Here is an 18,147-nt window from a genome sequence, read left to right on the forward strand (position 1 = left end):
ATGATCCAAGTAACCATCCGAGCGACAGAAAATTACGACTTTCAAGGCTTATACGATCTATACCGCCAAGAACAAGTCGCCTGCCAAATGCTGAATCTGCCCAATCAACCCCTACACACCTGGGAGAAACGATTGGCGAACATTCCTAGCAACGTGCATTCTTTTGTGGCTCTGATGGATACCGATGACGATTATCAAATTATCGGCAATGCCGCCCTGACTGTCGCCAGTAGCCCACGCAGACAACATACAGGCGAGCTTATCATCGCAGTTAAGGAAGAATTCTGGCGCATGGGCGTCGGCAATCAACTCATGCAGCAGGTGATTGATCTTGTGGATAATTGGCTCAATCTTCAGCGCATAGAATTAACTGTCTATACCGATAACGAGCACGCCATAGAACTTTATCGCAAATTTGGCTTTGATATTGAAGGTGAAGCCAAGAAATTTGCGTTTAGAAATGGCGAATTTGTTGATGCTTATTACATGGCAAGAGTTAAGGGATCACAGTAGTGAGATGCTGAGTAACTCCGAGCATCTGATGACTTACCCGAATTGATTGGTGCAAGGTATGCACCCTATATTAAAAGAGAACACATTATGACCCAACAAGCCCCCCTAATTGACGGCTATGAAGTCGTGATTGGTATTGAAATCCATTGCCAATTAAACACCGACAGCAAAATCTTTTCAAACGCCCCCACCGCCTTTGGGCAAGAGCCAAACACCCAAGCCACCATAGTGGATTTGGGCTTTCCAGGGGCGTTGCCTGTGCTAAATGAAGGCGTGATTGAGCGTGCCTTAAAATTTGGCATGGGTGTCAATGCCGAGCTTGGCACATATAACACCTTTGACCGCAAAAACTACTTCTACCCCGACCTACCCAAAGGCTATCAAATCACGCAAATGGCAAACCCCATTGTCGGACGTGGCTATATTGACATCCTTGTAAACGCAGGGCAAAAAGACGAATACACCAAACGTATCGGTATCACACGAGCCCACCTAGAAGAAGACGCTGGCAAATCCGTCCACGATGCCGTGCCACAGATGACAGGCGTGGATTTAAACCGTGCTGGTACGCCACTCATCGAAATCGTCTCTGAACCTGATATGCGTTCGGTGGGCGAAGCGGTTGCCTATGTCAAGACCATTCATGAGCTGGTTACATGGCTTGGCATCTCGGATGCGATTATGGCAGAAGGCTCTTTCCGTGCCGACATCAACGTGTCTGTACACAAGCCAAACACGCCTCTTGGCACTCGCTGTGAGCTCAAAAACCTAAACTCGTTCCGCTTTATTGAGCGAGCCATTAAATCCGAAATTGAACGGCAAATTGACGTCATCGAAGACGGCGGAAAAGTCGTGCAAGCCACAAGGCTTTACGACCCTGAAAAAGACGAAACCCGTGCCATGCGTACCAAAGAAGAAGCCAACGATTACCGCTACTTCCCAGACCCCGACCTGTTGCCTGTCGTTATCTCTGATGAGACGCTTGCCAAAGTGCGTGCCGACATGCCAGAGCTACCGAGCGTGCGTAAAGAGCGATTTGCCAATGAATTTGGCTTGACCGCTTATGATGCTAACGTGCTAAATGGTAGCCGTGAGCTGTCGGATTATTTCTTGCAAGTGGTTGAAATCATTGGCAAAAATAATGCCAAAATCGGGGCAAACTGGGTCATGGGCGAGCTGTCAGGTTCACTCAATAAAAATGAGCTAACCATTGACAAATCACCAATCTCTGCCGAACGCCTGGCGGGGCTAATTGCTCGCATTTTGGATAACACCATTAGCGGTAAAATCGCCAAAGAAGTGTTTGGCTATCTGTGGGAGTCCGACAAATCTGCCGATGAGATTATCGATGAAAAAGGGCTAAAACAAGAGACCGATACAGGGGCGATTGAAGCCATTATTAAAGAAGTGCTTGCTAATAATCAAGCAATGGTTGATGAATATAAAGGCGGAAAAGAAAAAGCCTTTAATGGACTGGTCGGACAAGTAATGAAAGCAAGTCGTGGCAAGGCAAATCCTGCACAAGTCAATGAATTGTTGAAGAAGTTGATTGGGTAGGATAATAAGCCCCAAATATCGGTCGGTGTTTGGGGTTTTATTTATGGGAATAACGATGATTGATATTACAAATTTACTCAGAATTTTAAGAAACCAGAACTCCATCTTTCAGAAAGTTTTTTAAAAATATATCGCTCCAATGAGATAACAAATTATAACGATAGTGGCTAAATTGTCTATTGCCAAATGAATTGCTATCGTTTTGATTTAGAAACCAACATTTATCTTATTCTTAAATCTTGTGAAAAATTTTTACAATCATCACCCACTTGGTTTGATTATTATAGATTTAAGGAAGGTTATCCATTAAAATTAAGCAATTATATCAACGAAGCCATTCAAGAAATTCAAAATTCAGAAAATCAAACCAATAACCATCATTCATTACAACAAATTTTAAACGGGCAACTAGAAAAACTAAATGAAATTGATAAAATTTACACCTTTGAATTAAACCAAGAAAAATTTAGAAGTGCTATTTTAGACCAAATACAAGACCCGATTGACGAGTTATCCAAATTGATATTTTGGATAGATAAAGGCGAAAATATTCATTTTTTATGGGTGCGAGAAAGTAGGTAGTAAAACTGGTGCGTAATACATACCTTACCACCAAAAATATAAGGACAAAAAAATGAGTTATGGCGCTTTTGTACATTGTCGCTGTTTTCAAGACGATAAAATTCCAAAACCCTATTTTGCCGATTTTATAAAATATGATGAATGTGGTTTATATATTTATTTACCAAAAGAATTAGAAAATAACCAAGAAAAATCGCAAGACATTTTTATTGATTTCTATGATTGGGTAGAAATAGCGTGTACTCATAGAAATATGTACTTATCCAATCAAGATGTAGCCAATATTCCTACAATGAATAAATTTAAAAACTTTATTAAAACTTATAAAGATGATTATCCGATATTATACCAATATTTACCAACAGTAAATGAAGACATTATACCGCCAAAATTAGCAGAGCCACCATTAAAAGAATTATGCAAATTAAAGAATGTCCCAGAAAGACAGAGGGATTTTGATTGTATCTTACAATCATTAACCCAACTCGCCAAAGCGTCCATTGAAACAGGAAATCCTATTCATTGGTCGTTAATAAATGCAATCAAACCACACCCAATTATTAACCCTTACCAATACCCATTTAACCCATTTATTTAAACAAAATGGTAATGATAAATGGTTTATGGCGGAATTTCCTTATAAATTTGACCAAGTAGAAAAAGATTGGCAAATTGATGAATATCATATTAATCCCACCTTAAATTCAGCACCAACGATCTTGACAACTTGTCAAATCACTTACCAAAATTTAGCGGTGGCGGATTATCGCTTGTATTTTGATAAAAACGAGCGGTTGATTGATGAATTTTTTACCATAAAAGAGGATGAAAAATCCCACCATCAAAACCCTGCTTCAATCCGCCGATAGCCTACTCATCACCGCAGGAGCAGGCATGAGCGTGGATTCTGGCTTGCCTGATTTTCGGGGCAATACCGGTATGTGGCAAGCCTATCCCGAGCTTGGCAGACGGCAGATGGACTTTACCACCATCGCCAACCCCCAAGCCTTCGCCCAAAATCCACGCCTTGCTTGGGGATTTTATGGACACCGTTTGGCACTGTACAAAGCCACCACGCCCCACGCAGGCTTTGGTGAGTTATTGGCACTTGCTGACCGCCTTGATTTGCCTTATTTTGTCTTTACCAGCAACGTGGATGGGCAATTTATCAAGGCAGGGTTTGACGCTGACAAGGTTTATGAATGTCACGGCTCTATTCATCATCTGCAATGTGTCATACCCTGCTCTGATAAAATTTGGACGGCGGACGACTTAACGCCTGTGATTGGCAATGACAAATGCGAGTGGCTTGGGGAGCTACCCACTTGCCCTGACTGTGGCGGGTTGGCGCGTCCTAATATTTTGATGTTTGGCGACTTTGCTTGGCAATCTCATCGCACGGACGAGCAAGAAACCCGCCTGCACAAGTTTTTGACAACCCACCAAAATCCTGTTGTCATTGAGATTGGAGCAGGAACAGCAATCCCGACGGTTAGACGCTTTGGCGATGGCTTTGCCCCACGTCTGATTCGCATTAACCTGCGAGAGCCCGCCACGCCCCAAGGCGGTATTGGGCTTGGTATGGCGGGCATACATGAGGTAGATGAGATTTGGCGGGCGTTGAATGCCAATGATTGATATTGTGTAAAATGTACGTATGACTTTGACAGTTCATAAAACTGTGAAGATATAATAACCCAGATCAAATCCTTTGAATTAAATTAATAAAAAAGACCCCAATAAATCAGGGTCTTTTTTATTAATCATCAATCAGTGATGATGACCGCCTTCGCCGTGTGCGTGGCCGTGTGCGATCTCATCAGCGGTCGCTGCGCGCACTTCTACGATCTCAACATCAAAAGTCAATGCCTGACCTGCCAATGGGTGGTTACCATCAACCACAACTTCTTCGTCAGTCACTTCTTTAACAGTAACCAACATCACATGACCGTCATCAGTCTGTGATTGAAATTGCATGCCCACTTCGATATTATCCACACCTTGGAAGTTCGCGCGTGGCACAGATTGCACCGCTTCTGCGATGTATTCACCGTACGCATCTTCTGGCGCGATGGTCGCAACGAATTTATCGCCAGCAGACTTGCCTTCCATTTGAGCTTCTAGGCCTGGGATAATGTTGTGGTGACCGTGTAGATATGCAAGTGGCGTGCCACGAGATTGATCCAATGTCTCGCCTTGATCGTTGGTTAGTGTGTAGTTAAATTGAACCACAGAATCTTTTGTGATGGTTGTCATAAGAGCATTCCTATTTTTGATGAATGAATGTACGCGTTGGCACTCCAATCGCGATAACATGAGTTTCATTATAACAGAATTTTTGGCTGATGTTGCTGATGTTACAAAAAACATTCAAATCCATCATAACGGTCCAATCATCTGTTATTTGGTTAAATGATGGATTAATGATATGATAATGGCGCCGATAAATTAATAAACGTGCACAGGAAAAATATGAAATATATTGTTGATTTTACTAGATTTAATGAGCATCTTGTCGATATTCATCTTAACTTTAAGGCGCGGGTAGGCGCACCAACATTATGGCTGCCGACATGGATTGCAGGCAGCTATCTGATTCGCGAGTTTAGCAAAAACATCACACTCGTACAGTACGATCATGATGATAAACGACTTGATGCCGTTAAGCGCTCAAAGAATACTTATGAACTCACCCACATTAAGGCAGGCGATGTCGTCGATGTACATTATGAAGTGTATTGTCACGATCTGTCGGTGCGCACAGCATTCTTGGATAATACGCGCTTGTTTGGGAACTTTAGTTCGCTGCTCGTCGTTCCAACAGGACAAGAGAGCGATGGCGCAAACATCTCACTGCATGTGCCAAACGCTTTTTATGCACTCAATCCCAACGCGACACTCGCCTGCGGCCTAAAGCATACTTGCGCTGATGATGCTTTTGGCAAGACCTACCATTTAGAGCCTGTAGCCGCCTTTGATAGCTATGATTATCCATTTGAAATCAGTATTCAGGATGAATTTGCCTTTACGATCACAGACAATGACGGTAAAGACCTGCCGCATCGTTTTTTTATCGCGGGCAAGCATCATGGGCACCTGCCACGCCTACAACAAGACATTCAAAGAATTTGCCAAGCCTACCTAGACCAACTGGGCAGCGCGCCATTTGAAGATTATACCTTCATGACCATGGTGACAGGTTCAGATTATGGCGGTCTTGAGCACATCAATTCTACCGCGTTGGTTAGTCCACGTACCGACCTGCCGAGCACTCATGAAGGCATAATCCCAAGTGGTGATTATCAGCGCTATCTAGGGCTGTGCAGCCATGAGTATTTTCACGCATGGTGGGTAAAAACAGTACGCCCTGACGTGATGATGGATTCACAATTACAAACCGAAGCGCCTTCGCCATTATTATGGGTCTTTGAAGGATTTACCAGCTATATCGATGATCTGATGCTGCTGCGTTCGGGCGTGATTGATAAAGCGTCCTACCTAAAACTGCTCGCTGCACAGATTAATCGCTACTATCAGACCGCTGGTCGCGATTTACAAAGCGTCGCTGAATCCAGCTTTGATGCATGGATTAAGCTCTATCGACCCGACGAGAACTCCACCAACCAAGGCGTAAGCTACTACAATAAAGGCGCGCTCATCGCCCTGCTGCTGGATCTTACCCTACTAAAACACTCCGATGGCAAATATCGCTTATTCGATGTCGTCAGAGCCTTCTATGCCAAGGCACTCGAGCAGGACAATCGTCGCTTTGGCATGACACATGAGAATCTTGGTAAGGTGGTTGGCGATATGATCGGGTGTGATGTGTGGCAGGTGTTTTTTGATGATTATGTCATCGGTCGCCAATCATTACCCATTGAAGAGATACTGGCAGAGTTTGGCATTGAAATCACCGCCACAGCTCAACACAGAGCCTGGGGTATGACGACAGAAGAGCTGCCAAGCGGTATCAAAATCAAGCATCTCATCCGCCAAAGCCCAGCCAGTAAGGCAGGTCTGTCCGCCAATGATGTCATCGTCGCCATCGACGGCTTAAAAGCAAGTCAAAAACTCATCGAATCCACCACGAAGCGTCAAAATCATGATGACAAGCCCGTCGTCGTTCATGCATTCCGCCGAGATGAGCTCATGACATTTAATGTGCATGGTGGATCATTTGAATACCGACAGGTAAGCTTGGTTGATAACACTGATAGCATCTGGCTAAACTAATTTAAAGCTTATCATGAATAAAAAACGCCCTAAAATTTTGGGCGTTTTTTATTATTTGCTTGATGGTGGCGATTCTTTGGGTGATTAGGCTTTGTTGATTTGGGTGAGAATTCAGATGTCTTTGATGGCTTGGATTTTGATGGCTTGATTGGGTTATTTTTGCTCACGCCAAGCTTGTTAAGCTCATCATCGGATAGCTGAATACGCAATTGTTCACCCACACCGAGTTGTTGCACCTTATCACCCAACGACCACTGACCGACCTGATAGCGTATCAACCTTAGACATGGCAAGCCAACGTGTGCAACCATTCGACGAACCTGACGATTCTTACCCTCAAAAATCGTCATAGACAGCCACGATGTCGGGATAGATTTGCGTTCGCGGATGGGTGGATCACGTCGCCACAGCTCGATCGGCAGCTCATCTTCGGACAGATGCCTGACTACAGCAGGTAAAGTTTTACCATCTTTTAATGGCACACCTGCTGATAATTGATGCAGCTGCTCAGCAGTGGCTATATTCTCCACCTGTACCAGATAAGTCTTGCCATGTTCTTTGGCGTTGCCTTTATTCGGTGGCGTGGTGATGGCATGATTGAGCGCACCATCATCGGTTAATATCAACAGCCCTTCGCTGTCTTTATCAAGCCTGCCCGCCACACGCAGCGTCTTATCAGCAAAAAAATCTGCCAACGTCGCCATGTCATCATTATCTTTACGAAATTGACTGTGAACCCCATATGGCTTATTAAATAAAATCACATTTGCCATGTCGTTATTTTAGCTTATCCAATAAAAAACCAGATGATATGGTAACATCATCTGGTTTTGAATACTAACTTTGATTATCCAAAGATAGGATTTTATTATTTGCTCTCGGTAGCTGCAGGTGCTTCAGCAGGTTGTGCTGCTTCGGCTTGATTCGCTTCTACTTGAGTAGCTTTGCTGGTTGGTGCATTACCAACTGCGGCAACTTGCTCACCATCTTGAGATAGAGTGAACTCAATACGACGGTTTTGGAAGCGACCTTGTTCAGTTGCGTTAGATGCTACTGGGTGGTCATAACTTGCACCTTGAACACTTAGACGCTCAGCAGGTACACCTTTTGATACTAGGTAATCACGAACAGCGACAGCACGCTCCTCAGACAGCTGCTGGTTGTACTCGTGAGACGCTTGGTTATCGGTGTGACCGATGATTTTTAGCGTTGCTTCTGGTAGTGCGCTTAGCTTCGCTGCAGCAAGATCAAGAATTTCTTGGTTCTCAGCAGGGATTTCGCTTGAGTCAGTTGCAAAGTTGATGATTTGTAGATTTAGAGCGCGTACTAGGTCGTCAGCAGTTGTGTTATCGCCAAGATCTGAGATGGCTTGCTTAGCAGAATTGATGCTACCTGCAACAGCAGCGGCTACGTCAAGCTGTGGCTCTGCTTCTACAGTGAAGTCTGCTGGTAGGATGCCTTTAGCACCTTCGATTAGCTTAGCCACATCAGCTTCGTCACCTGCATTGAAGCGAACAGCTTTATCTGCGATGCTCACACTAGAGCTAGGTACGCCTTTCATCAGACCTAAGATTGCAGGTAGGTGGTCTGCCGCTGGCATGGTGTCAGAGTAGCCAGTCGCTGTCTCTAGTGAACACTTATCAGTGCCGAATACGCCCGCGATCGCAGTACGGATAGAACCAAGCACACTTTCAGAACCTGCTTGACCACGGCAAGAATAAACCGCATTACCAGTCTCATCTACAGCGATGTTTAGAGTGGCAGGCGTTGCGTCAGCAGCGGTCGTTGATGCTGGTGCTGTAGCTGTTTCGTCAGCATTTTGAGCAGGTGCTGCAACAGGCGCTGGCTTGTCTTGACAGCCACGTAGCAATAGCCATGCAAGACCACCTAGGATGATCAGACCGATGATTGGCAAGATGCTCTTTAAGAAACCACCTTTCTTCTCTTCTTCGCGTACCACGTGAGTGTTTGCTGCAGCTGGCTCAACGCGTGCATGCGCAGCAGGCGCAGCTTGTGTCTTAACAGCAGTAGCAGCGGCGGGCTTAGTGGCTGCAGTTGCAGCAGCGGCACCGCCTAGAAGACCAGCTGGTAGTAGCGCATATGCCCATGAAGGCAATAGCGAGCTGAATGTTGATAGGTTGTCTTTTAGGAATACAGGTAAAGAAGTTGAACCAGACAATTCTTTTAGCTTGCTAAGTACCAAAGGCGCTGACACAGCAGTCAGTGCGCTGGTAGTCGCAGTAGATAGGTTGAATTCTTTGGCAAGCTGATCATTTAGCTGAGCTGTTTGATTGATGGTATTGTTATCATTGAACGCGGCATCAAGAATGCTTTGGCCGTTATCTAAATCCAGTGGATTTAATGCAGACAGACGAGAAAAAGCACTACTATCGGTTAGACGTGAAGCAAAGATGGCATAAAACGCTGAAAGCAATTTGCTCTTAGTCGTGTTATCACCTTCATGGGTCGCTGTCGCAGCCAAAACGTGCGGGGTAACTAGCTCAGATAAAGTATTGATAAGGTTCATAAGAAAACTCCTTTGTTTGTGTGTTTGTTTTTAATAAAATCCTAAGCCTGATCACGCCCAGAACTTGATTGTGTGTTATTGTGAACCATTTTTGAGAAATAAAAAAGACCTTAACACAATAGTTAAACAAAACACCCGCCACAAAAACCATCTGGTGACATGTTTTTACAAAACCACCGTACAACTCACCCATTGGTTACCTAAATGTTGACATAATCCGCCTTTTTATTAAGCTCTGCGGTTGCCAAACACATTTAAACTGATATACTAACACCCACCAAATCACAAGTTACAGGCTGTCATCTGAAGTCTAATTTGGGTATTTTAGATCATCAGAGCTCTATTGCGCCAACTTTTGCTGCAACATAACAAAGCTTGCTATTTTTTGACATCACTTTCCATTTTATGGGTGATTTGGATAAGTTTTAACTTTTTTAATTATTAGCCAATCGATGAGCATATTAGCTTGCTCACGCGACAAATTTATTACCTCTTAGTCGTATTTATTTTATTTGACATCATGAATCACACCACCGCCATAATCATCATCACCGTCGTCATCAGCCTTATCGCTTGGCAAAATCGCACACTCATGGGACGGTTGATTTTTGACCCCATTTCCATCACGCGCTTCAAGCAGTATGATCGCTTCGTCACGCACGGCTTTATTCATGCGGACGGCATGCACCTGCTTTTTAATATGTTTACGCTGTACTTCTTTGGACGTGTGATTGAGCAGTTTTATATCAGTCGATTCGGTTCATTGGGCTTTGCGGGGTTTTATGTGCTGGCCATCGTCGCTGCCATCATCCCAACCTACCTGAAAAATAAAAACAACTCACGCTATCTGGGGCTTGGTGCATCAGGCGCTGTCTCAGCTGTATTGTTTAGCTTTATTTTATTTGCGCCGTGGGAGACCTTGTATTTCTTTGGAGTCCTGCCCATTCCTGCCATTGTCTTTGCGGTGCTTTATACAGCTTATAGTATCTATGCAGATCGCCGCGGCACAGGTAATGTCAATCATTCAGCGCATCTATATGGCGCAGCATTCGGTGTCATCGCCACCATTCTTATCGAACCAAAATTGGCGATGCATTTCGTTTCAGCATTATTAAGCCCAAGATTTTAATATGATTTATGACATCATCGGCGACATCCACGGGCAGGTGGATAAGCTGTTAGGATTATTGGATAAATTGGGCTATCGACACGATGGTAGTAGCCACATCGCACCGCCAAATCATAAGGCCATCTTCGTGGGTGATTTTATCGATCGTGGCGACGCTCAGCTTGAGACGCTGGGTATTGTCTTTGACATGATTGACAATCATCAAGCACTGGGAATCATGGGCAATCATGAATATAACGCCATCGGTTACGCCACCAAGGACGATCAAGGCAAGCGCATCTACAACCCCACACCACGCCAGCATGAGACACATCAGGTGTTCTTGGAAGCGGTTGGCGAAGGCTCGGCGCTGCACCAGCATTGGCTCAATCGATTCTTTGAATTGCCACTGTGGTTAGAACTAGATGGCTGCCTAATCATCCACGCCTGCCCCGATGCTAAGGCGATGACAAACCTTATGCCTTATCTGCATGATAATCGCCTAAGCCCAAATGATTTTAAAGATCTACCTAAGATTACCCATCAGAACATCCTAAAAATCCTAACAGGCGCACAAGCGCACCTGCCCGATGGCGTGTTCATCAAAGACGGTCTGGGGCACCTACGCCAAGACGTGCGCGTCAAATGGTGGAAAGATGATTTAAATCAGCCTATCGCAAAGCTGTCTGCCGCGAGCAACTGCGACCTATCAACACTGCCTAACGATCTGGTTTGCCCCATTGATTTTACGCTTGGTACTGATAAGCCTGTCATCATCGGACATTACTGGCTGACAGGCGACCCTGCGCCGCTGTCGGATCAGGTGATTTGTACAGACTATTCTGCAGGCAAAGACGGCTATCTGACTACCTATCAGTTTGACACAGACAATCCGAGACTATCTGCTGAGAACTTTGTGCAGTTTTATGGATGAAATTCGCTAAGTTTGTGCTGTTAGCGACAGCTTTTGTGGTGATTTTTTGTTATAATAATGCGTTTAATCACTCTATTTTTTAAGGAAAATTATGTCTAGCCAAGCCCAACCTGCCACTGCCATCTCACCAGCTGGCGCACCAAAAGTCGGCATCATCATGGGCAGCCAATCTGACTGGGCAACCATGGTTGAAGCTGCAGATGTATTAACACAATTTGGCGTGCCTTTTGAGTGCGAAGTCGTCTCTGCACATCGCACACCAGATAAGCTATTCGACTACGCCAAATCCGCCAAAGAGCGTGGCTTATCCATCATCATCGCAGGGGCAGGCGGTGCCGCTCATCTGCCTGGCATGTGCGCGTCACAAACTGATCTTCCTGTATTAGGCGTACCTGTCAAATCATCCACCCTATCAGGCTGGGACAGCCTGCTGTCAATCGTACAGATGCCGCGCGGCGTATCGGTCGGCACACTCGCGATTGGTGGTGCTGGTGCTTATAACGCTGGACTGCTGGCGGTGCAGATGCTTGCCATTCATGATAAAGCTCTGAGCAAGAAAGTCAGCGAATTTCGCGCAAAGCAAACCCAAAGCATCCTTGACAACCCAACGCCTGGCATCATCGGCTAACCACCCCAAAAACCGCCCTTCACTGGGCGATTTTTTGCGTTAATTCTTATAAAATTTGCACTAAATTTATGTCAAATGTGCGATAATAGCCGCCAAATTTTATCATTTTATTATTGATTGAAGAGACCATCATGACTACACTTGCTCCCGTTCGCACCATCGCCATCTTTGGCGGTGGTCAATTAGGTCTTATGCTTGCCAATGCTGCGCGTCCGCTTGGTATTCGTAGTGTCTTTTTGGAAGATGCGCCAAACTGCCCTGCGGCACTTGCAGGCGAAGTCATGACCAACGCTGACTATGATAAATTTGCCAATGCGTGTGACACTTTCACGCTAGAATTTGAGAATACACCGTTATCATCAGCGCAAGGCATCGAATCTCATGCCAAGCTATACCCGCCATCACAGGCATTATTCATCGCCCAAGACCGCCTAAACGAGAAAAACTTATTCAATGAACTTGGCATTACTACTGTGCCATTTTTAGCGGTGAATTCTCAAGATGAGCTGAATGCAGCCTGCGAGAAACTTGGCTTGCCGCTGGTACTAAAGACCACTCGTGGCGGCTATGACGGTAAAGGGCAATTCGTCGTTCGCACTCAAGATGACATTAAGACAGCCTGGGCAGAGCTTGGTGACGCCACCAAGAGCGCACCGTTAATCGCTGAGGGCTTTATTAATTTTAGTCGCGAAGTGTCATTAATCGCCGTGCGCGCCCAAGATGGTGACATCCGCTATTACCCACTGGTTGAGAACACTCATCACAACGGCATTCTCGCCAAGACTGTCGCCCCTGCACCAAGCGCTGAGCACCTTAATGAACAAGCCCAAAGCAGCATCAAAAAACTGCTCGAGCATCTAAATTACGTGGGCGTCATGACTTTAGAATTATTCGTGACAGACTCAGGACTGATCGCCAACGAGATCGCCCCACGCGTGCACAACTCTGGACATTGGTCTATTGAAGGCGCAGTGTGCAGCCAGTTTGAAAACCACATGCGCGCGGTGACAGGCCTACCATTAGGTAGCACTGACATCATCAAGCCATCCGTCATGCTAAATGTCATCGGCAAATACCCAAACCTACAAGACGTACTGGCGATTGACGGTGTGCATTTTCATCATTATCACAAAGATGAGCGAGACGGTCGTAAGATTGGGCATATCACGATAATGTGTGATGAGCTTGAAGAGACTGTTCTAAAAGTTGAGCAATTATTAAAATAACACCACCAAGGGCATGCTACTGCCCTTTTTTTATCTTATGAATATCTACATAGACGCCGACGCCATTCCCGCCATCGCCAAAGAGCTCATCATTAAGACCGCCAACCGCACAGATGTTATGGCAATCTTCGTGGCGAATAATTTTATCAAACTCCCGCCATCCCCACACCTGAACATGGTGGTCGTATCGCAAGGCTTTGATGTGGCGGACAATTACATCGTCGATAACACTCAAGCAGGCGATCTAGTCATCACATCTGACATTCCTCTTGCCAATGATGTGCTAGAAAAAGGTGCTAAAGTTCTGACTTCACGAGGCGAGGAATTTACCCTAAATAACATCAAACCCAAATTAAATGCTCGGGATTTTATGGAGTCGCTTCGTGGCACGAACGTGCTGGACCCTAAGCAGATGGGCGGACAAAAACCATACAGTGACAAAGACAAAATCGCCTTCGCCAATGGTCTTAATCGCCTTGTTAAAGCCAAAAGCCCGACCTAACCCAAAAACTACCCGCATCAATCACGCAACAAAAATTGTAAAAATATTTGCAAATTCCTGCATCTGTGACAAGCTATTTTTAAAAAATTAAGGCATAATAAAGGGCAAAATTTTCACCTCAAAAATCACACGCTTTTTGGCACTTTAAAATAAAAATACGAACAGGACGCTCACAACCGCCATGTTAGAAACTTGGACAAAAGAACTCGTCATCCAACGCTTGCTCGCGCTCACTTTGCTTGCCATTTTGATCATTCTGTGTTTTCAGGTGGTGCATTTTTTTATTTCGCCTGCGATTTGGGCGGCAATTTTGGCGTACATCACCTTTCCTTTGTATCGTTTTTTTCATCAAAAAGTCCATCTTAGCCCAACCATCAGCGCACTGATCATGACCGCCTGTGTGTCTTTGATGATCGGCGTGCCTTTGGTGGTGGGTGTGTTTTTCTTACAACAAGAAGTCATCAATTTCTACAGCATGGCGATTCATCGACTGCAGGCAGGCTATGTTGATCTACCTGACAGCATCAAAGATCTGCCCGTGATCGGTCAACAGGTCAAAAACCTCCTGTGGGAAATCAACAAAGACCCCGAGGCCTCTATGGCAGCGGTGCGTAACTGGGTTCAGTCGCATCTATATTATGGCAAAATTGCGTTTGATGCCGTTCTTAAGAACCTTACCAAACTGGGCATGGCACTTATGACGCTGTTTTTCTTTTATCGTGATGGCACCAGCCTCATGCGCCAAATTCGTCAAGCACTACGTAATATCATCGGCGATCGCATCGATGATTACATCAACTCTGTCGGCGCAACCACGCAAGCCGTCATCTATGGCATCGGCCTGACTGCTCTGGCTCAGGCGCTATTGGCAGGTCTTGGCTATGTCGTGGCGGGTGCGCCGAACCCGATTCTGCTGACTTTGGTTACTTTTGTGGTGGCATTAATTCCTTTTGGTACGCCTTTTGCATGGGGTGCAGTGGCACTGTGGCTACTGTCTCAGGGTCATACCACCGAAGGTATCGGTCTTGCCCTGTGGGGCATCTTGGTCATCAGCTGGGTGGATAATCTCATTCGCCCCATCGTCATCAGTGGCGCGACTAAGATTCCATTTATTATTATCTTTATCGGTGTGCTTGGTGGCTTGACCGCATTCGGCTTCGTTGGTCTGTTCATCGGTCCTGTCTTACTGGCAATCGGACTTGCGGTGTGGCGCGAATGGATCAGCCAGCACAAGGACGAGATCTTCGCTGCCAAAGACGGTCACTTTGCCGTGGCAGATGGTGAAGGTTTATTGGCTGATACAACACCGAAGCCAATTTTAAACGAAGACAAATTGGACGATTAATCATGACTCATGCCATCACCATCTTAGCCGATGAAAATATCGCCAATATCGATGATTATCTGTCGCATCATAACATCAACGTCATTAGGCTAAAAGGTCGCGACATCAATCAAGCCGCCATTGATACCCATCGCCCACACGCTCTGTTTATCCGCTCTGTCACGCCGATTCATCAAGGCAGCATTCAGGATTTTGGTGATGTGCGCTTCATTGGCTCAGCGACCATTGGCACAGATCATGTGGATACAGACTATCTGGCAGAACGTGGCATTAGCTTTACCAATGCCAAAGGGTGTAGCAAGCATTCGGTGGCTCAGTATGTCATCACTTCCATTCTCACACTTCGTCCAGATAGTGCACATCAACCGATCACACTTGGCATCATCGGCCTTGGCAATATTGGTTCAACATTGGCGCATTATGCCCATGAGCTAAATTGGCAAGTGCTGGGTCATGATCCATTTTTGGCAGCTTCAGCCATAAACAACAGCAGCCTTGATAATGCACTTAGCAGAAGCGATGTCGTTAGCATTCATACGCCGCTGACACACACCGGCGAGAACCCCACCCATGAGATGCTAAGTGCTGACAACCTATCCAAATTAAAAAACGACGCCCTACTCATCAACACCGCCCGTGGCGAGATCATCAATCAAGATGATCTATTAAACAACGTTCGCACCAAAAATCTACAAGCGGTTCTGGATGTATTCCCCCATGAGCCTCACATTGATCAAGTGTTATTAGACCATCTTGACATCGCCACACCGCACATCGCAGGCTATACCCTAGAAGGTAAGCTTCGTGGTACGGACATGATTTATCAGGCATTCTGTCAAGAATTTGGCTTATCAGTTATTCAGCAAATTAATCCATTACTGCCTGATAATCCTTATAAATGGCCTGATTTTTTGGCGGGTGTTCGAAGTCAGCCTGAGCAGACCCTAAATAACTATTATGACATTGCCAAAGATGATCGTGATCTGCGTGCAGTTGCCAATGATGGCGTGCACCCTGCTGATTTTGACCATCTTAGAAAAACCTACAACCTACGCCGTGAATGGTTATCTTAAGCAGCACATAACATGAGCTACAAACCCACCCAAACTCTCGCCCAAGCGCAAAGCCGCGCCGCCATACTCTTCGCCATTCGTCAGTTCTTCGCTGATAAAGGCGTGATGGAGGTGACCACGCCGATATTATCCAATGCTGGTAATACTGATACTTTCATAGAATCGGTTGTGGCGCATTTTCATCAATTGGGCAAACCCACCACAGGCTACCTGCACACCTCACCTGAGTTTGCGATGAAAAGACTGCTCGCAACTTGGCAAGTACCGATTTATCAGATTTGTCAGGTCTTTAGGGACAATGAGCGCGGCACGAAGCATAACATCGAATTTACCATGTTAGAATGGTATCGTCCGCATTTTAGCTTGGATGATTTGGCTGAAGAATTAAGACAGCTGATTAGCGTTGTCATGGATAAGCCCATCGCCTTTAAGAAGCTAAGCTATGCCGATAGCTTCTCATCTCTTGGGATTCATCCGTACAGAGATTCGATCGAAGCCTTTAAGGCATGTGCCATCGCTCACGACATTCACCTAGACATGGCAGATGACAGACAAGGGTGGTTGGATTTATTATTCAGCCATCTAATTGAGCCGGACTTGGGTAAAGATGTACCGACATTGGTGGTGGATTACCCGCTTGCCACCGCTGCACTTGCCAAGGCAGAGCATGACGCGGAAGGGCATTTGGTGGCGAAGCGCTTTGAATTGTATATCGATGGCATTGAAATTGCCAACGCCTATGATGAGCTGGCTGATGGCGACGAGCTATACGCCAGATTCACCTCGGATAATGCACAGCGGCAACAACTGGGCCTGCCCATCATGCCGATAGACAAGCACCTCATCGCTGCCTGTGATGAGATGCCGCCATGTAGTGGCATCGCCCTAGGCGTGGATAGACTACTCATGGTGCGCGATCGACTGCCAAGCATCAACCACGCCATCGCCATTACTACAGATAAGGCGTAATAATTAACGCTCAAGAACTCCTCTCGCCCATTCGATGACAGGCAGATCAACCATCCTGCCCTGCACAGAGAACACCGCCTCACCTGTCGCCTCGTGATGATCTAACACCGCCTTGGCAAAGCCAAGCATCGCATCATCGTGGGCGGTGGCGCGGCGAATGGGTGCGATCTGCCTAGGGTGAATGACAAGCTGACCATCAAAACCAAAATCTTTGGCGAATTTGGCGAATTTACCCACGCCGTCATCATCATTAAAATCTGCAAAGATCGTCTCAATCGGCGCATTAAGTTCATTCACCGCAGAATGCAGTAATAAATCGGCACGAATCCTATCCAATACCACCTTAGATGCTGGCGTATCAAGTGTCATACCAAGCGATTTTGCCAAATCCAGACAGCCATAAGTCATCGCCATCAATCCAGTCGCAGTGGCCATGCTGTCAATATTTAGGACGCCCTTGGCTGTCTCAATGACCGCGATGATGGGCAGATTGGTCGCTTGATGCAGCGCTGTGATTGACAGAGCAGATTCTGCCTTTGGCAATAACACGCCTACCACATGATCGAGCGTCTGAATCATGGCAACATCATGCGCATAATCAGCGGTATGGGCGGCATTGATGCGTAGCCAGTATGACTGATTGATAGCTTTATCGAATTCTTGCAATGACGATCTTATCGCATACTTATTGCAAGCCTCTACCGCATCCTCTAGATCGATAATGACATGATCGGCATCGCCATCTAGCGCCTTGGATGCTCGATCCAAACGCGTGGCAGGGACAAATAGGTAAGTCTTAAAGGCATTATTCATAGCTCTTCCATCATGAGTTGCTGGTGTCTTTAGAGCTTTACCTTATCACATTCATGACGGACTGTAAATTATGGACTGCTATGGTCGCTGTGATTTGTATCAATTGCAATAAAAACGCCGCACAATAATAATCGTGC

General features: G+C 45.7%; 19 protein-coding genes. 15 read left to right on the forward strand and 4 right to left on the reverse strand.

The window, feature by feature from the left end; all coding sequences use genetic code 11:
- From AAX10_RS07960 to AAX10_RS07985, 6 genes are all read left to right on the forward strand, one after another.
- Positions 1 to 513 carry a GNAT family N-acetyltransferase gene (locus AAX10_RS07960; protein ID WP_046700315.1) on the forward strand — a complete coding sequence of 171 codons (513 nt, stop codon included), beginning with the start codon at positions 1 to 3 and terminating at the stop codon, positions 511 to 513.
- Between the two features lie 87 nt (positions 514 to 600).
- Positions 601 to 2,070 (forward strand): Asp-tRNA(Asn)/Glu-tRNA(Gln) amidotransferase subunit GatB, encoded by a 1,470-nt coding sequence (gene gatB / locus AAX10_RS07965; RefSeq protein WP_046700316.1) that lies wholly within the window; start codon positions 601 to 603, stop codon positions 2,068 to 2,070.
- A 186-nt stretch (positions 2,071 to 2,256) separates the two neighbouring features.
- The gene (locus AAX10_RS07970; protein ID WP_046700317.1) at positions 2,257 to 2,652 is read left to right on the forward strand and encodes a hypothetical protein; all 396 of its coding nucleotides are present in this window, start codon (positions 2,257 to 2,259) and stop codon (positions 2,650 to 2,652) included.
- A gap of 52 nt (positions 2,653 to 2,704) precedes the next feature.
- Entirely contained in the window at positions 2,705 to 3,250 is a 546-nt protein-coding gene (locus AAX10_RS07975) for a hypothetical protein (RefSeq protein ID WP_046700318.1), read from the forward strand.
- A 25-nt stretch (positions 3,251 to 3,275) separates the two neighbouring features.
- A complete protein-coding gene (locus tag AAX10_RS07980) occupies positions 3,276 to 3,521 on the forward strand; it encodes a hypothetical protein (protein ID WP_046700319.1) in 246 nt (81 codons plus the stop codon).
- Positions 3,478 to 4,290 carry an SIR2 family NAD-dependent protein deacylase gene (locus AAX10_RS07985; RefSeq protein WP_046700320.1) on the forward strand — a complete coding sequence of 271 codons (813 nt, stop codon included), beginning with the start codon at positions 3,478 to 3,480 and terminating at the stop codon, positions 4,288 to 4,290. The genes AAX10_RS07980 and AAX10_RS07985 overlap by 44 nt, the downstream gene beginning before the upstream one ends.
- A 132-nt stretch (positions 4,291 to 4,422) precedes the next feature.
- Here AAX10_RS07985 and AAX10_RS07990 read toward each other — a convergent pair whose 3' ends face one another.
- On the reverse strand, positions 4,423 to 4,908 hold the full coding sequence (locus tag AAX10_RS07990; protein WP_036364354.1) for an FKBP-type peptidyl-prolyl cis-trans isomerase: 486 nt from the start codon (positions 4,906 to 4,908) through the stop codon (positions 4,423 to 4,425).
- Between the two features lie 216 nt (positions 4,909 to 5,124).
- Here AAX10_RS07990 and AAX10_RS07995 point away from each other — a divergent pair, with 216 nt between their 5' ends.
- Positions 5,125 to 6,885, forward strand: a complete 1,761-nt coding sequence (locus tag AAX10_RS07995) for a M61 family metallopeptidase (RefSeq protein ID WP_046700321.1) — start codon at positions 5,125 to 5,127, stop codon at positions 6,883 to 6,885.
- A gap of 29 nt (positions 6,886 to 6,914) precedes the next feature.
- Here AAX10_RS07995 and AAX10_RS08000 read toward each other — a convergent pair whose 3' ends face one another.
- Both AAX10_RS08000 and AAX10_RS08005 read right to left on the reverse strand, forming a co-directional pair.
- A complete protein-coding gene (locus AAX10_RS08000) occupies positions 6,915 to 7,658 on the reverse strand; it encodes a pseudouridine synthase (RefSeq protein ID WP_046700322.1) in 744 nt (247 codons plus the stop codon).
- Positions 7,659 to 7,753: 95 nt separating this feature from the next.
- Positions 7,754 to 9,412, reverse strand: coding sequence for an OmpA family protein (locus AAX10_RS08005; protein WP_046700323.1), 1,659 nt, complete (start codon positions 9,410 to 9,412; stop codon positions 7,754 to 7,756).
- Positions 9,413 to 9,932: 520 nt separating this feature from the next.
- On the opposite strand from AAX10_RS08005, the gene AAX10_RS08010 reads away from it, so the two are divergent.
- From AAX10_RS08010 to epmA, 8 genes are all read left to right on the forward strand, one after another.
- On the forward strand, positions 9,933 to 10,541 hold the full coding sequence (locus AAX10_RS08010) for a rhomboid family intramembrane serine protease (RefSeq protein ID WP_046700324.1): 609 nt from the start codon (positions 9,933 to 9,935) through the stop codon (positions 10,539 to 10,541).
- A 1-nt stretch (position 10,542) separates the two neighbouring features.
- Positions 10,543 to 11,454: a metallophosphoesterase gene (locus tag AAX10_RS08015; protein WP_046700325.1), complete on the forward strand. Its 912-nt coding sequence runs from the start codon at positions 10,543 to 10,545 to the stop codon at positions 11,452 to 11,454.
- Between the two features lie 91 nt (positions 11,455 to 11,545).
- Complete coding sequence (purE, locus tag AAX10_RS08020) at positions 11,546 to 12,082, forward strand: 5-(carboxyamino)imidazole ribonucleotide mutase (protein WP_046700326.1); 537 nt, start codon at positions 11,546 to 11,548, stop codon at positions 12,080 to 12,082.
- A 131-nt stretch (positions 12,083 to 12,213) separates the two neighbouring features.
- Positions 12,214 to 13,308, forward strand: a complete 1,095-nt coding sequence (locus AAX10_RS08025) for a 5-(carboxyamino)imidazole ribonucleotide synthase (protein WP_046700686.1) — start codon at positions 12,214 to 12,216, stop codon at positions 13,306 to 13,308.
- 37 nt (positions 13,309 to 13,345) lie between these two features.
- The gene (locus AAX10_RS08030; protein WP_036364365.1) at positions 13,346 to 13,810 is read left to right on the forward strand and encodes a YaiI/YqxD family protein; all 465 of its coding nucleotides are present in this window, start codon (positions 13,346 to 13,348) and stop codon (positions 13,808 to 13,810) included.
- Positions 13,811 to 13,991: 181 nt separating this feature from the next.
- Entirely contained in the window at positions 13,992 to 15,155 is a 1,164-nt protein-coding gene (locus AAX10_RS08035) for an AI-2E family transporter (protein WP_046700327.1), read from the forward strand.
- 2 nt (positions 15,156 to 15,157) lie between these two features.
- Complete coding sequence (locus tag AAX10_RS08040; protein ID WP_046700328.1) at positions 15,158 to 16,228, forward strand: 4-phosphoerythronate dehydrogenase; 1,071 nt, start codon at positions 15,158 to 15,160, stop codon at positions 16,226 to 16,228.
- A gap of 12 nt (positions 16,229 to 16,240) precedes the next feature.
- Positions 16,241 to 17,197, forward strand: a complete 957-nt coding sequence (epmA, locus tag AAX10_RS08045) for an EF-P lysine aminoacylase EpmA (RefSeq protein ID WP_046700329.1) — start codon at positions 16,241 to 16,243, stop codon at positions 17,195 to 17,197.
- Between the two features lie 3 nt (positions 17,198 to 17,200).
- Here epmA and AAX10_RS08050 read toward each other — a convergent pair whose 3' ends face one another.
- On the reverse strand, positions 17,201 to 18,010 hold the full coding sequence (locus AAX10_RS08050; RefSeq protein WP_046700330.1) for an HpcH/HpaI aldolase/citrate lyase family protein: 810 nt from the start codon (positions 18,008 to 18,010) through the stop codon (positions 17,201 to 17,203).
- Positions 18,011 to 18,147: the final 137 nt, after the last annotated feature.

It is taken from the genome of Moraxella bovoculi (genome assembly GCF_000988745.2).
GTDB lineage: Bacteria > Pseudomonadota > Gammaproteobacteria > Pseudomonadales > Moraxellaceae > Moraxella > Moraxella bovoculi.